At 44.2% G+C, this 14,926-nt stretch carries 11 protein-coding genes; 8 read left to right on the top strand and 3 right to left on the bottom strand.

Translation table 11 applies throughout. From position 1 onward, the window contains the following. Positions 1 to 10: 10 nt before the first annotated feature. The 3 genes from KEM09_RS16855 to KEM09_RS16845 all read right to left on the bottom strand — a co-directional run bounded on the left by KEM09_RS16855 (position 11) and on the right by KEM09_RS16845 (position 6,434). On the bottom strand, positions 11 to 1,567 hold the full coding sequence (locus tag KEM09_RS16855) for a DUF4955 domain-containing protein (protein WP_212230049.1): 1,557 nt from the start codon (positions 1,565 to 1,567) through the stop codon (positions 11 to 13). Between the two features lie 117 nt (positions 1,568 to 1,684). After that, positions 1,685 to 2,389: a DUF6250 domain-containing protein gene (locus tag KEM09_RS16850; RefSeq protein WP_212230047.1), complete on the bottom strand. Its 705-nt coding sequence runs from the start codon at positions 2,387 to 2,389 to the stop codon at positions 1,685 to 1,687. Beyond that, positions 2,376 to 6,434 carry a hybrid sensor histidine kinase/response regulator transcription factor gene (locus KEM09_RS16845; protein WP_212230045.1) on the bottom strand — a complete coding sequence of 1,353 codons (4,059 nt, stop codon included), beginning with the start codon at positions 6,432 to 6,434 and terminating at the stop codon, positions 2,376 to 2,378. The genes KEM09_RS16850 and KEM09_RS16845 overlap by 14 nt, the downstream gene beginning before the upstream one ends. 326 nt (positions 6,435 to 6,760) lie before the next feature. Between KEM09_RS16845 and KEM09_RS16840 the strand changes: the two genes are divergently transcribed. From KEM09_RS16840 to KEM09_RS16805, 8 genes are all read left to right on the top strand, one after another. After that, a complete protein-coding gene (locus KEM09_RS16840; protein WP_212230043.1) occupies positions 6,761 to 7,990 on the top strand; it encodes a glycoside hydrolase family 88 protein in 1,230 nt (409 codons plus the stop codon). 10 nt (positions 7,991 to 8,000) lie between these two features. Next, complete coding sequence (locus tag KEM09_RS16835; protein ID WP_212230041.1) at positions 8,001 to 9,548, top strand: sulfatase family protein; 1,548 nt, start codon at positions 8,001 to 8,003, stop codon at positions 9,546 to 9,548. A gap of 10 nt (positions 9,549 to 9,558) precedes the next feature. Further along, the gene (locus KEM09_RS16830) at positions 9,559 to 10,938 is read left to right on the top strand and encodes a sulfatase family protein (RefSeq protein ID WP_212230039.1); all 1,380 of its coding nucleotides are present in this window, start codon (positions 9,559 to 9,561) and stop codon (positions 10,936 to 10,938) included. Between the two features lies 1 nt (position 10,939). Continuing rightward, positions 10,940 to 11,563, top strand: a complete 624-nt coding sequence (locus KEM09_RS16825) for a carbohydrate-binding family 9-like protein (protein WP_212230037.1) — start codon at positions 10,940 to 10,942, stop codon at positions 11,561 to 11,563. 470 nt (positions 11,564 to 12,033) lie between these two features. Further along, a complete protein-coding gene (locus KEM09_RS16820) occupies positions 12,034 to 13,200 on the top strand; it encodes a 5-(carboxyamino)imidazole ribonucleotide synthase (RefSeq protein ID WP_212230036.1) in 1,167 nt (388 codons plus the stop codon). Continuing rightward, the gene (purE, locus tag KEM09_RS16815) at positions 13,185 to 13,697 is read left to right on the top strand and encodes a 5-(carboxyamino)imidazole ribonucleotide mutase (RefSeq protein ID WP_212230035.1); all 513 of its coding nucleotides are present in this window, start codon (positions 13,185 to 13,187) and stop codon (positions 13,695 to 13,697) included. The genes KEM09_RS16820 and purE overlap by 16 nt, the downstream gene beginning before the upstream one ends. Beyond that, positions 13,681 to 14,631, top strand: a complete 951-nt coding sequence (locus tag KEM09_RS16810) for an L-threonylcarbamoyladenylate synthase (protein WP_212230034.1) — start codon at positions 13,681 to 13,683, stop codon at positions 14,629 to 14,631. The genes purE and KEM09_RS16810 overlap by 17 nt, the downstream gene beginning before the upstream one ends. Further along, entirely contained in the window at positions 14,615 to 14,773 is a 159-nt protein-coding gene (locus KEM09_RS16805; RefSeq protein WP_212230033.1) for a hypothetical protein, read from the top strand. Before KEM09_RS16810 ends, KEM09_RS16805 begins: the two co-directional genes overlap by 17 nt. The last annotated feature ends 153 nt before the right edge of the window (positions 14,774 to 14,926 follow it).

Raw genomic sequence — 14,926 nt, 5'->3', positions numbered from 1 at the left:
TATATTGATTTTAGTTGTTTTTAATTTCTTTAACCCAATCTGGCAGTTCACCTAAGCGCAGCTCCAGTTGTGCTTCGTATAAAGACTCCGGATTGACAGGTGTACCCAAGGATTCAAGCACTTTAACCTGATCTTCTTTAAATGTGGTACCTGCACCGTGGAAACCCACCACATAAGGAGGAATGATTTTCCAGAACCAGGTGGTTGACGACCAGAATTCAAAATCCACCTCAGGCTCGCCTAATTCCTTGTAATTCCACAATACCAAATGCTCCATGTGGTTAGGCAGATTCTGACGGGCACCTCCGCCACGACCAATAAAGAAACCACCTTCAACACAATCAAACAAGGTAGCACGTGGTTGCGAAGCATGTGTTTCAAAGCTGGTGTCTTCATTATATTTCACGCGCCAAATTACCGTACCTAAAGTAGGCCCCGTAACTCCGGGAGCATGCCACTGCGATGAGCTGTCGTAAATTTTACCAATCAATACCCTGGTAGACGCATTAGAACTGATGGAACTATGACCCGGCGTACCTGTTACTGTACAGTTTAATGCCGAAACATTAGCACATAAGGTAAAGCTCGCAGCTCTGTTTACGTCAGTAAAACGACAATTACGCACCCAGCTGTTGGCCAAACGCTGAAACTTCAGCAACGAATAGCCACCATCGTGTATATCATCCTTATGATGAACAAACTCATCATGCCAGTTACCAACAAAAGCGATATCCTCAACCCCTGTTTCTTCAAAATGCGCATAGCGATACACCTGCCATTTGTGCTTCTTATCGATATCCCGCAACAAGGGTTCTTTCAGAGTAACTTCTTTACCTTTCACATCAAGTACCTGATGATAGGCATTTACATACACACCTTTGTTGAGTATTGATGTCCACTTTTCATCAGCATGACAGCCACACATTTCTTTCTCAATCAAATCTGCTGCATTGTTCTTCACTCTCAGAACAATCCAGTCACCTGCCTTTATACCTGTTGTATTACGCACTTTTATAGTGTGAGTACCACGCACAGCATCGGCCGCTAAATCGGTCAGCAAATCTTCGCTACCTCCACCTACAAACTGAATCATATAGGGCGTTGTCCATAGCTTCTTCGGGTCTTTAGCCGGCAAATGATTCTTCATAAACAATTCGGTACCATCCTCCCCTGAGCCACTGCCCCGAAATACGATGTTATTCCCTTTGACAACGATTGGTGTAGTATCATCCGTATCTTCGTTTATCAGAAATCGACCTTTGGGAAAGAAAACAATGCCCGACTTGTTCTTTACAGCCGCATCAATGGCCATCTGAATAGCTTTTTTATCAGACTTTCCATCATTGGGTACAGCCCCAAAATGTGTTACATCAAATACTTTGTGCTCAACAGTGGGTATTGCCTTTTCGCCATGGTGATATCCGGCATAGGAGAAATCCGGCAACTCGGCTGTCTTACCATGTTGAGAACAGCTCTTAAAGTTCTCCCATAACTGACTGTCCTGTGCATTGAGCGCACCTGAAAACAATATGGCCAGAACTGCTAATAATAATGTCTTGTTATACATAAATCTTTGGATTCAATTTCTGCTGCAAAATAGCTTACCGTGAATCAAACCATGTGAAAAATCGTCCGTTTCACAGCTAAAATCTTTCAGAAACGACAGATGCAAAAGCTACTAATCTTAATGTAGTGTTTTAATTTTCAATCCACTCAACAGCTGATGTGATTTATAGGTACGCAGTCCAAACCAACCCGACGTATACGGCTCAGAATCCTTAACATCAAATATCACCTTTCCATCTCGGATGTATTGAACATGTCCTTTGTTCGCTATTAACTGCACGGTGTACTTATGATTAGGTGTGAGCAATACCTCAGATGATGAGAGATCATGTGCTTCCTCCAATGGCCGATTATCAGTTCCATTATAGCGACGAAAGCGTGTCCGTGTATTATTATGACCACCGCAGCCCACGTAGTAAAGGTTGAGCCGGTCGTACTGACGGAATTGGCCAAAGCGTTGGCTTTCGGCATGAAACAGGTTGTATGAGTCAATCGGGTCTGTTGCCATCCAAAATACGTTCATGTCTGACACTCGATCATAGGGCCCTTGTTCATCAATCATTGTTACCTGGTATTCAATCATCAGTGGGCCTTCCAATTTGTGTTTAAACCAAACTGTACAACCCGATGAATCCAATATTTCGATGCCCTGTTCTGTAAAAAGCACCTCTCCACCCGGCTGCTGCTCTACCACCCACTGTGCAGGGTCGAACAACACTTCATCGCCATAAAGTTCATTATCACTGCGGCTGTTACATTGCCACAACAGTACACCCAATAAACAGCATACGATGCTAAAACGCATTACATTATTCTTCTTCATTATTTAATTTATCACTTTCTGATTCTTCACTATCGCCTTGTTTAATGCCATATTTTGAAGGTGACACCCCAAAATGCTCGCGGAAACAACGACTGAAATACCGGGGTGTGCTAAAACCAACGGCATAGGCTATTTCAGACACATTCATTTCAGGGTTGCCCATTAACAATTCCGCCGACTTCTTCAATCGGGTCGACAAGATAAAATCATTGGGTGTTTGACCTGTTACACCTTTAATTTTGGCATATAAACGTGTTCGACCCAAGCCCATCTCACGGGCAAAGTCGTTTACATCAAACTCGGTATTGTCCATGTGTTTCTCAATAATATCACGCGCCTGCTCCATCATCTTCCTGTCAAGGGTGTTGGTAGCCACTTCTTTAATTTCTGCCTGGGGGTCCTGCTTGAATTTCTGCTGCATAATGGCCCTGTTCTGCAGTAAATTCTTCACCCGTGTACGCAGTAAACGAATATTATAGGGCTTAGTCAGGTAATCATCGGCACCTGTTTCAATGCCTTCTATTTTGTATTCCAGGGCTGTGCGTGCCGTCAGCAACACCACCGGAATATGGCTGGTTTGTACGTTACGCTTTATTTTGGCACACATTTGTGTACCCGACATATTTGGCATCATCACATCCGATATAATCAGGTCAGGCTGATGCTCCAATGCCGCCTTCAGTCCCTCGCTGCCATCTTCAGCCTCAATAAGCTTATAACTCGTTCTGAAGATATCGACCAAAAGGTGACGCGCCTCGGCATTATCTTCCACCAACAAGATAGTCGGCGCATTCTCAGGCAATTCGACTGTTTCGCCCACTTCTTCAATCTCATGCGGCATTATCACCGGTGGTTCAATGGTCTGCAGTATCTCTTCAGCAGGTGTTAATTGCTCTTCGCTGTAGTGCTTATTCCCTTTCTGAAGCCTCACAGTAAATGAAGTACCTTCCCCTTCCTGACTGTTGACCAGTATCTTCCCATCATGTTCGGCAATAATCCCTTTGCATAAGGCCAGACCAATTCCACTACCCTGACCACTTGTTTTTCCGGTCACGCGATCGATCTGGTAAAACCGATCGAAGATTTTTGACACTTTATCGGGTGGCATACCCGGCCCATTATCCGAGATGGTTATATCCACATATCCGGGCTGCTCAATTACCTCAATCACCACCTTGCCAATTTGCTCATCCACCACCTTAAATGCATTGGATATCAAATTATAAAATACCTTTTCCATCTGTGACTTATCAAACCAAAGAGCCAGCGACTCGGGTGGTGTCTTAAAGCTGTAATCAACCTGATGATAATGGGCATATTCAACAAACGACTGGTAAATTTCATCAACAAATTCACCCAGTCTAAACTCAGCAACCTTCAGTGTCAAAAAGCCTTGCTCCAGCTTTCTGAAGTCAAGCAATTCAGTAATCAGGTTATTCAATCGGATGGCGTTATTATTAATGGTCAGCAACTTCCGGTAGTTACGTGCCGATGTTTTGGTATCCTCTAATATAGACTCAAGCGTTCCGGTAATAAGTGTCAGAGGTGTACGAAATTCATGTGAAATATTGGTAAAGAACCTGAGCTTCGACTGATTAAGCTCTTTAATCTGTTCTTTCTCGCGCTGTTCAGCCTTCAGGTTATCCACCAATCGCACCTTCGACAGGTATATCTGGTTGAGCCACCATATGATAGCCAGCAACACCAGGAAATAAAAGATATAAGCATACCATGTTTGATAAACAGGTGGATTGACAGTAATGTGCAACAGCTTTTCATCAACCACACTGTTTTCAATACCGCTTAGTCCGCGTATCTTAAGCGTGTAGGTGCCGGCATCCAGGTTGGTGTAAGTCACAGATGTTTGCTCACCGGCATCCACCCAATCCTCATTAAATCCCTCTAACTGGTACTGGTAGCGGCTTTGATTGGTGGATATATAATTACAGGCCGAATAGTGCAGGGTAAAAATATTTTGATCGGGTTCTAATACAATATGATCGGTAAATGGTAAATCATCTTCCAGGATGCCCGTATTATCGCCCGGCACTACTTTTTTATTATTCACCCACAAGGCCGACATCAGCAGGTTGTAGTTGGTCGATTTCTTCAGGATATCCTCTTCTTTAAAGGAAATTAAACCATTGATGCCGCCAACAAACACTTCGCCATCGCTGGTGACATAAAGAGAACCCTCATTGAGTTCCTCCAGCGGGAAACCATTGTGCCGGTCATAGTTATAGAAGCGGTTATTCTCAATATCAAAACGGCTCAATCCTTTTCCTGTGGCTATCCAAAGATTCCCATAGCGTGACTCCTGAATACCATACACAAAATCGCTGGGTAACTGATGAGTGGCACGTGAATAATTGACAAAGTGGTCCTTTTCGCGGATATACTGATTAAGTCCGCCACCAAAGGTCCCTATCCAAAGGCGGAACTGGTGATCTTCAAAAATAGTATAAATGGTATTACTGCTAATCGCATGTATATCATTTGCTTTATATTGATACCTGTTAAGCTTGGCACTTTGAATGTCATAAGCACAAAGACCATTCTTTTCAGTTCCTATCCATAATTTACCGAAGCTATCTTCGAACAGGCAATAGATAACCTTACCAATATAAGCTCGTGTTTCGGCATCATCAAAAAAATGCGAAAACTGCTGATTAACAGGACTAAATCGGACAACCCCTTCGTGAGTACCCAGTAAATAGTCGCCATGAAACGGAATGATATCGGTGATAACCCCTGATGGCAGTGATGTTGTATCTTCCGGATTATGGAGGAAGTTCTTGAACTTGCCACTTTCTAAATCAAGGATATTAAATCCCCCCATGTGGGTTCCGATAAATAAGGTGTTTTTGTCTACCTTTAATAATGACTTCACATTGTTATGCGATAAACCGGCCTTTCCTTCACGGTAGTTATAATGTTTGAAGGTCTTGCTTTTACGGTTAAAATAATCCAGCCCGCCTCCTTCAGTAGCAATCCATAAGTTATTCTGTTCGTCTTCAATCATCTTACCCACCACACGGTAGCCAATTCCTTCGGGATGATCGGCTCTGACGGCATATTCCTGGTATATCTGAAAATCAGGGTTATAATAACTGATAGCCCCAAAATAGGTGCCTACCCACATGGTCCCCTGATGGTCGCGCATCACACTGTACACACTATTGTGCGATAAGGTTTTACTGCCCTCATCGGTTTGTTTATAATTAGTAATTGTGTGATTTCGGCTATCAATAATACTGAGGCCCAGAAAGGTACCTACCCACACATTACCTTTAGAATCCTCATTAATATCCCTGATAATATCATTGACAAGCGAGCTATCCTCGTCATGATGCTTAAAATGTTTAATGACCTGGTGATGCTGATTAAGCAGGTACACGCCCTGCCCGTTTGTACCTACCCATATGTGCTTGCGTGAATCGGTAAATACGGTGTTTATGGTATTATCAAGGATATGAGCCGTCACATTTTTCTTCGGGTTATATTTATAAAGCCCTTTATTACTGCAGATCCATACCATACCGGCGTTATCAAGGTACAGCTCATTTATGGGGGTATTCTCATTGAATATATCCGACTTGAGCTTAAAGGCATTCAGTTTCCGATCCAGTTCAAACAAACCTCGGTTGGTACCAACGAGTAAATTACCCTTAAAAGGCAATATGGATAATATACCATCGAATGGAAACTGCTGAAATTCAAGACTAGTAATATCGAGGCGGGACACACCAGCGTAGGTGCTTGCCCATATATAATTGCCGTCCCGCTTCAAATCCCTGACATTATGCCCCAGCAATGAGTTGGTATTACCCCTCACCGGCCTGAATGTTTTTATTTGTGCCCCATCATACACATTCAAGCCATCGCGTGTACCAATCCATATCCGCCCTATGCTATCCTGCAGCATGGTAGTAACCGTTACCTGCGATAGTCCATCCTTCAGCCCCAGGTAGTCAAAGGTTACTTTTTGACCATTGGATGCTATTGCCAGCAGCCACATAAATGCCATCACTATCGTTTTCTTCATCCTCATAATCCCCTCAATTAATTAAAATGAAACACAGCAAAAACCTATCTATAACAAGGCAAATCTAATACATTTACAAAGGAACTTCACTCACAAAAATATTCATCCAAAATAGTTCGCATTACGTACAATATCGTACGCCCCAACATTTATTACTCAACTCTTTGCTACTGACAGTCAATTGTTTTTGCTTTTTCTGTACAATTTTAGTGTTTAAAGGCCAGATAGTTAGGCCTTTTTTACACCAAAGGGTTAGTTATTTTTGTGTTAGACCAGTTAGGGAAAACAACAATAAAAAAGCTAATTTGAACTTATTGAAAAGAGATATGACAACATCGTTAATCAAAAATCTAGGACTCGCAGTTTTTGCACTGACCATTGGTGGCTGTCAGCAAACACAAACATCCGAGCCCTTATGTGAAGAGAATCTGAACTTCGCCACCAAGCAAATAAATTTGCTTTTGGAGGACGCCGAGCAAGCTAACAAAATACCACGCACGCTCACTGCTGAAGGAGAAATGCATTGGACACTTGAAGGATTTGACTGGACAGAAGGATTTTTCCCGGGCACTTGCTGGTATTTATATGAGTATACCAATAATAAGAAATGGGAGCAAGCAGCTGATAAATTCCAGAGTTTGTTTGAGGACCATCGTCTGCTTCCTTATTACCACGACCTGGGCTTTGTATTTAACTGCTCCTATGGTAACGGTTACCGCCTTACGTCCAATGAGCACTACAAACAGGTATTGATTGAAGCCGGTAATACCTTAATCACACGTTTTAATCCCAATGTAGGCTGTATTCGTTCGTGGGATGTAGATAAGGGATGGCAATCAAAGCGGGGCTGGCAGTTTCCTGTTATTATCGATAACATGATGAATCTGGAGATGCTGTTTGAATTAACACAAATTACCGGCGATAAGAAATACGAAGAGGTGGCCATAGCACATGCCAACACCACCATGCAACATCATTTCAGAGAGGATATGAGCTCGTACCACGTGATTGACTATGACAGCATCAGCGGTGAGGTAAGAAACAAACACACAGCACAGGGCTATGCACATGAGTCGGAATGGGCCAGAGGACAAGCCTGGGGTGTTTATGGTTATACAATCTGTTACCGTTATACTAAAGATGAGCGCTATCTGAAGCAGGCTGAAAAGATTGCTGATTATATTATGAACCATCAGGATATGCCGGCCGACCGTATTCCCTACTGGGATTATGATGCGCCAAAAATCCCGAATGAGCCACGTGATGCCTCTGCCGCAGCCATTACAGCATCGGCATTAATCGAGCTCAATGAATATTCGCAGAACGATTACCTGAGCGAAGCCAAGGCCATTATCAGCAGCCTTTCGTCAGATAATTACCAGGCCAAACTGGGCACCAACCATAACTTTATATTAAAGCATAGTGTAGGCAGTATTCCTCACAATAATGAGATTGATGTACCATTAAACTATGCCGATTACTATTATGTGGAAGCCTTGTTACGCCTAAAAGATGTAAATAAGAATGAAACAGGCCAACTGGCCCAGGTCAATTAACAGCTATAATATGATTAAATTCAGATATATAAACAGTGCCATTATGCTTATAATGGCACTTGCTGCATGTAGCAGTCCGGTTAAGAAAGAGTCTAAAAAGCCCAACCTGGTCTATGTTTTTCCTGACCAGTTCAGAAAGCAAGCCATGAACTTTTGGGACACACCTGAGTTCAAAGGCGCCATACGCACCAAAGCTGACCCGGTAAAGACACCTCAACTCGACAGTTTTGCCAAAGAGGCGGTTGTTCTGACCAATGCTGTGAGCAACTGTCCGCTTTGCAGCCCTCACCGTGGCAGCCTATTTACCGGCTTATACCCCGGTTCATCGGGCGTACCGCTCAACTGTAACGCCGACCGCCCCATCAGCTCATTACGCGATGATGCCGTGTGCATCAGCGATGTGTTGAGTACCGAAGGCTATAACCTGGCCTATTTTGGCAAATGGCACCTCGATTTTCCAACACCCAATGACCCGGCTAATCCGGGTAACTATGTGGATCCGCGCACACCTGCCTGGGACACCTATACGCCCAAAGAAAAGCGCCATGGGTTTGATTACTGGTACTCCTATGGCACCTGGGACGTGCACAAAGAACCGCATTACTACGACAACAAGGGCAATCGATTTGACCCCAAAGAATGGTCGCCACAGCACGAAGCCAATGAGGTTATTTCCTACCTGAAAAATGAGAAAGGACAACGCGATACAGAAAAGCCATTTGCCATATTTGTATCTATGAATCCGCCTCATAATCCGTACAATTCACTGGACGACTGCCTGGAAGAGGACTACAGGCAATACGATAGTGAGCCATTGAGCAAGCTCCTGCACAGGCACAATGCCAACCCGACCATGAAAAAGGCCCAATCGGCCCCTTTCTATTTTGCCAATGTAACAGGTGTTGACCGCGAATTTGGTCGCATTATTGAGCAACTGAAACAGATGGGTGAATATGAAAATACCATTGTGATATTTACCTCGGACCATGGCGAAACCATGTGTAGCCAGAATACTAACGATCCCAAAAACAATATATTTACCGAGGCCTTTGATGTGCCTTTTATGATTCGCTGGCCTGACATGTCTCATGCCCGTACCGATAATCTGCTTATGGGAACGCCCGATATTACCCCAACGCTGCTGGGACTGATGGGTTTTGGAGAAAAGATTCCGGCTGAGATGCAAGGCCATAACTATGCCGATGCGCTCACTTTAGTGGATAATGCACACAGACCTCAATCGGCACTCTACATCAGAAATGTTAATGGAAAAAAAGATGAGGATGGCCTTGTTCAAAGCTATTTCCCCGTTGCCAGAGGCATTAAAACACACCAACATACACTGGAACTGGTGATTGATAAGGAACATCAGCTGAAAGCTACACGTTTTTATGATGATAATGCCGATCCTTACCAGCTGAACAACCTGCCGGTAGATAAAAGTACTCCGGAGATACAGGCGCTGTTAAAAGAAATGGCCTACTGGCTGAAACACAGTGATGACCCCTGGTACAACGAAAAGATACTAAACGACTGGATTAATTATGATGGTGAATAATTACAGGGACATGCTAAAAACCATATTTTTGGCTGCTGTAATGTTTACAGCAGCCAGTCTGGTATCAGCCCAATCGCCCCAACCCAATATTGTGGTAATTATGACGGACCAGCAAACAGCTAATGCCATGAGCTGCGCCGGTAATACTGACTTATCTACTCCGGCTATGGATCTGCTGGCATCTAATGGCACACGCTTTACGCGTGCCTATTGTCCGCAACCCTTGTGTGGTCCCAGTCGCTCATCAATGCTTACCGGTCAGTACCCACATCAGATAGATGCTTCCATCAACCTCCCCGAAACCAATAACTACTGGGCCAATATGGAAGTTGACCTGATGGGTAAGGTATTCAAAGAGCAGGGCTATAGCACAGGCTACATTGGCAAATGGCATCTGCCTGTGCCTGTTAAAGAAAAGGAGCTGCATGGTTTTGACCTCATCACCAATACAAAAGAGCGCGACTGGCAGGATGCCTCCATCCCGGCCGACTGCTACGACTTTATTAAGCAACAAAGCGAAGATAAACCATTCCTGATGGTGGCATCCCTTGTTAATCCGCACGATATATGCGAATGGGCCCGCCGACAGAGCTTGCGTATGGAGCCAATTGCTGAAGCACCTGCTCCGGCTGAATGCCCGGATGTACCGGCTAACTATGCGATACCACCCGGTCAGCCCGATATTCTGAAACACGTACGAAGTCTTTCATGGAGAACCTACCCCACCAACGACTGGGATAAAGACGACTGGCGCCAGTACCGCTGGGCCTACTACCGCCTGGTTGAACGGGTGGATACCTATGTAGGTCATGTGATTCATACCCTGGATAAACTTGGCAAACTGGATAATACGGTCATCTTCTTTTTGAGTGATCACGGTGATGGAGCGGGCAGCCACCAGTGGAATCAGAAGCAGGTACTTTACGAGGAATCTGTCAACGTACCTTTTATCATCGCTGATTTCAGAGTGAAACAGTCTGGTGTAAATTCTTCACAACTCATCAATATTGGTCTGGATTTGATTCCGACCATGTGCGACTATGCAACCATTGAGCAACCCGCCAGTATGGCCGGACAAAGTCAGAAGCCCTATGCCCTTCATCCGCAGGCAAGGGATGAAAATAAAGTGATTGTGCTGGAAACCACCTTTGCCAATGGCAAGGAAGACTATGGTATCTCTGGACGCTGTATCATCCACAACAACTGGAAGTACATTATTTACTCTGAAGGCCAGAAGCGTGAACAGCTCTTCAACCTGTCAGATGATCCGGGTGAAATGAACGACCTGATTGACCATGGCGATACGCAGACAATTAAAAAGAAATTAGTTTCTTTATTGACTCAATGGGGACAAACTACCGAAGACCCCGTTGTTAAAAACCTTTATTGAAATGAAGCAACTGGAGATTAAACGTATTAAACAAAGTGCATCAGGCGACATCAGCTACCCTGAGGCCATCCACCCAATTGATAACGATAACTGGAACTACCCGGCCGATGTGAAGGTGAAATTTGGCATGGCTTATGACGATAGCCATCTTTACCTGCACTATGCCGTGAATGAAAATCACCCCAAAGCGGTATGCACCACCACCAATGGTCCGGTGTGGGAAGACAGTTGCGTAGAGTTCTTTATTGCATTTGATGACGATAAATACTATAACCTGGAGTTTAACTGCATTGGCACACGATTAGCAGGGTTAGGTTCCAGTAATACAGATCGTCAGTGGCTAGCCACCGGGCTGGTTGAAAGCATTGAGACAATGCCATCACTGGGCGGGCAATCTATTGATCTGGAAGGCACACCAACCCAATGGACGATGAAGATTAAAATCCCCAGAACATTGTTTGGCGATAACATTGAGAAGTTCGAGGTCGGCCAAAGCTACAAAGCCAACTTCTACAAATGCGGCGATAAACAAAAGCAGGTGCATTTCCTGTCATGGAACCCCATCGGTCATGAAGCACCTAACTTTCATCTGCCGCAATATTTTGGTACCATCAAACTGGTATAGGCTAAAACCAGTCAAAACAATAGTTACTACCCGGTACTGATGTACCGGGTTTTTTTATTGGCTCCCCCCGCTTATCACTGTATCTGTACCTCGCATTTTATAAGGGATTTAAGGTGCTCAAAAACCGATAGTGATCGGTTTTGGGGTTAATCGCAAGGTATAACTCAATTTTATCAATTGAGGTAACTGAACTGCCGTTATACCATGTAGCGAGAGGCAATGACGAACAGAAAACCAAATAAAAAGACTCTGCCAGACAGGTTAAACTTTTTTCATAACCATTGGTTTACCTAGTGTTTTGTGAAACACCAGACAGACAAGGGTAATTGCAAACACAATGGTGAGTGCTGGCACATGCAAAAGAGTTGATTATTTTTGCAGCCAATTAAAAGCAATGTCGATTGTTTGTCAGCTTTAGACTACTTTTGTACTCTGAAGCCATCAATGGAAACTTTTGCTACACAGATGATATGGAAAGACTGGTTACATCAAACTTAAAAATGGGAATTATAGCTGGCGGACAGCTGGGTAAAATGCTTATACAGGAGGCTAGCAAGTGGAATATTATCACCTACGTGCTGGATAAAGACGAAGACTGCCCTGCCGGTAAAATTGCATCGCACTTTGTCAAAGGCAGTAACCTCGATTTCGATGATGTGTACCAGTTTGGTAAGCAGGTGGATATTTTAACCTTTGAGATTGAGAATGTCAATATTGAGGCGCTCAACAAGCTGAAATCGGAAGGGGTAAGAATACTGCCCGACCCTGATATACTGGCTCTTATACAAGATAAAGGACTTCAAAAAGACTTCTACCAGAACAACCACATACCTACTTCGCCATTTAGGCTTGTGGAGTCGGAACAGGATATTCTGAAAGGCATTGACAACGGGGAATTTAGCTTTCCGTTTGTTCAGAAATTACGAAAAGGCGGCTATGACGGCAAAGGCGTGGCTGTTATCAACAGTGCGAATAATTTAAACAAGCTGCTGCCAGGGCCATCGGTTATTGAAGAAAAAGTAGAAATAGACAAAGAAATAGCTGCGATTGTAGCCCGCAACAACAAAGGTGAAATCAAGTGCTACCCCATTGTTGAGATGCTGTTCGATCCGCAGGCCAACCTGGTGGATAAATTGATCTGCCCCTCATCTATTACTGTTGAGCAATCAGAAAAGGCCAAAAACATTGCCAGTGAAATAATTGAACTGCTTAATATGGAAGGCTTGCTGGCGGTTGAGTTTTTTATCGATAGCAAAGGGGAAGTCATCGTTAACGAAGTGGCACCGCGTACGCACAACAGCGGTCACCATACTATTGAAAGCATAGTAACATCGCAGTTTGAGCAGCATTTGCGCGCCATATTGAACCTGCCATTGGGCAGTACCAAGCTTAAATTACCTTCGGTGATGATTAATATCTTAGGTGAAGAAGGTCACCATGGCAATGTCTTATACGAGGGTTTAACTGAGAGTATGGCCATTGATGGTGTTAAAATTCACCTGTACGGTAAAAAAATCACGCAGCCTTATCGCAAAATGGGACATATTACCGTGCTTTCACCTTCGCTTGAATGTGCATTGAAAAAAGCTGAAAAAGTAAAACAATTAATAAAAGTTAAGTCATGGACAAAAAACTAGTGAGCATTGTAATGGGCTCTGATTCGGATATGCCGGTGATGAAACAGGCAGCAGAAATGCTGGATAAATTTGATATCGCTTACGAAATTGACATCGTTTCGGCTCACCGCACACCCGAAAAGCTTTATGACTTTGCCAGTAAGGCCCATGAACGCGGTATGGTGGCAATAATAGCCGGTGCCGGTGGCGCAGCTCATCTGCCGGGCATGATAGCAGCCATCTCACCACTCCCGGTTATTGGTGTGCCCATCAAATCGACCAACTCCATTGATGGATGGGATTCTGTCCTTTCAATTCTGCAAATGCCCGGTGGTGTACCTGTGGCTACAGTAGCATTGAATGGTGCCAAAAATGCAGGCATACTGGCTGCTCAAATTGTATCGGCGATGGATAAAACCATTCAGACCAAACTGATGGAATATAAGCAGGAAATGAAGGAGCAGGTGAATAAGAAATCAAATGACATTACATCGGGCAAAAATGGAGCGAACAAATAACATCGAAACTGCTGCCAAATATATTCAGGAAGGCAAATTGGTTGCTTTTCCTACCGAAACCGTATATGGCCTTGGGGCCAATGGTTTGAACCCTATGGCTGTGGCCAAAATATTTGAACTGAAAGAGCGTCCGTCTTTTGATCCACTGATACTGCATATTGCCAGCCTGGATCAACTAAAGGAGCTGATAAAAACGACGGATGAGCGGGTTTATCAACTGGCTGAGAAATTCTGGCCGGGACCTCTTACCATGGTTCTGCCCAAAAGCGAGCGGGTTCCTGACCTGGTCACATCAGGTTTACCTACTGTGGGTATCCGCATGCCGGCCAACCCCATTGCTCTGGAATTAATCAGCCAGTCAGGCTGCCCCATTGCCGCCCCCAGTGCCAATAAATTTGGTCGTATCAGCCCAACCACGGCAGCTCATGTTCAGAAGCAACTGCCGGATGTGGATTATATATTGGATGGCGGCAAAACCACTGTGGGCATTGAGTCAACCATTATCCGACTGACCGATAAGGGTTTTCAGATACTTCGCAATGGCATTATCACCCGCGAGGAGCTGGAAACGGTTCTGCCGTGCGACGAACAATCGGCCATTGAAAGCATGGAAGCACCCGGCATGCTCAAATCACATTACAGCCCCCGTAAAAAGCTGCTGCTGGCAGATGATACTGCTAACTGGCAGGCAGACCTTAGCAAAGCCGGACTGATTTCTTTTACCGGTAAGCTGGAGAATGGCTTCTACAAGGTGATACGCATATCGCAGCATGAAGAGCTGAAAGATTATGCAGTTAATATGTTTGAAGCCATGCACACCTTTGAAGACGATGATAGTATTGAACTGATTATTGCTGAACCGGTACCTGAAACAGGCATTGGCATTGCCATCATGGATCGCCTGCGCAAGGCTGAGTATGACTGGCGTAAATAAAAAGACTCTGCTTGGTGCTGACCCGGCCACTCTGCCATCAAGCCCTAATCATACAGCCTGCCAGCAACAGCGCGACGCTAAGCTAAACGGAAGTACAAAAAAAGCCACGCATTACTACGTGGCTTTAAGTTGTATTGGGTAATTGCAAACTAACTTTTAGTTAGGATAAGGATGCATTCTATGTCGGGCTATGTTTTAATATGAAAAACGCTACGCCAAACGGGGGTAACTTTTTATTCATAGAAGCATGTTTTGGTTTATTGATTGTCCGGCAGAAATTGTATATACCTATAGA

The sequence above is a fragment of the Carboxylicivirga mesophila genome (assembly GCF_018271975.1).
Classification (GTDB): domain Bacteria; phylum Bacteroidota; class Bacteroidia; order Bacteroidales; family Marinilabiliaceae; genus Carboxylicivirga; species Carboxylicivirga mesophila.
Note: the sequence above shows the minus strand (reverse complement) of the source record. Positions and strands in the feature narration are given on the sequence as shown.

Bases quoted from the DNA above. Each gene is read 5' to 3' on its own strand.
- KEM09_RS16845 (WP_212230045.1), bottom strand. From the start codon at position 6,434: ATGAAGAAAACGATAGTGATGGCATTTATGTGGCTGCTGGCAATAGCA.
- purE (WP_212230035.1), top strand. From the start codon at position 13,185: ATGGACAAAAAACTAGTGAGCATTGTAATGGGCTCTGATTCGGATATG.
- KEM09_RS16850 (WP_212230047.1), bottom strand. From the start codon at position 2,389: ATGAAGAAGAATAATGTAATGCGTTTTAGCATCGTATGCTGTTTATTG.
- KEM09_RS16840 (WP_212230043.1), top strand. From the start codon at position 6,761: ATGACAACATCGTTAATCAAAAATCTAGGACTCGCAGTTTTTGCACTG.
- KEM09_RS16805 (WP_212230033.1), top strand. From the start codon at position 14,615: ATGACTGGCGTAAATAAAAAGACTCTGCTTGGTGCTGACCCGGCCACT.
- KEM09_RS16825 (WP_212230037.1), top strand. From the start codon at position 10,940: ATGAAGCAACTGGAGATTAAACGTATTAAACAAAGTGCATCAGGCGAC.
- KEM09_RS16820 (WP_212230036.1), top strand. From the start codon at position 12,034: ATGGAAAGACTGGTTACATCAAACTTAAAAATGGGAATTATAGCTGGC.
- KEM09_RS16810 (WP_212230034.1), top strand. From the start codon at position 13,681: ATGGAGCGAACAAATAACATCGAAACTGCTGCCAAATATATTCAGGAA.
- KEM09_RS16835 (WP_212230041.1), top strand. From the start codon at position 8,001: ATGATTAAATTCAGATATATAAACAGTGCCATTATGCTTATAATGGCA.
- KEM09_RS16855 (WP_212230049.1), bottom strand. From the start codon at position 1,567: ATGTATAACAAGACATTATTATTAGCAGTTCTGGCCATATTGTTTTCA.
- KEM09_RS16830 (WP_212230039.1), top strand. From the start codon at position 9,559: ATGCTAAAAACCATATTTTTGGCTGCTGTAATGTTTACAGCAGCCAGT.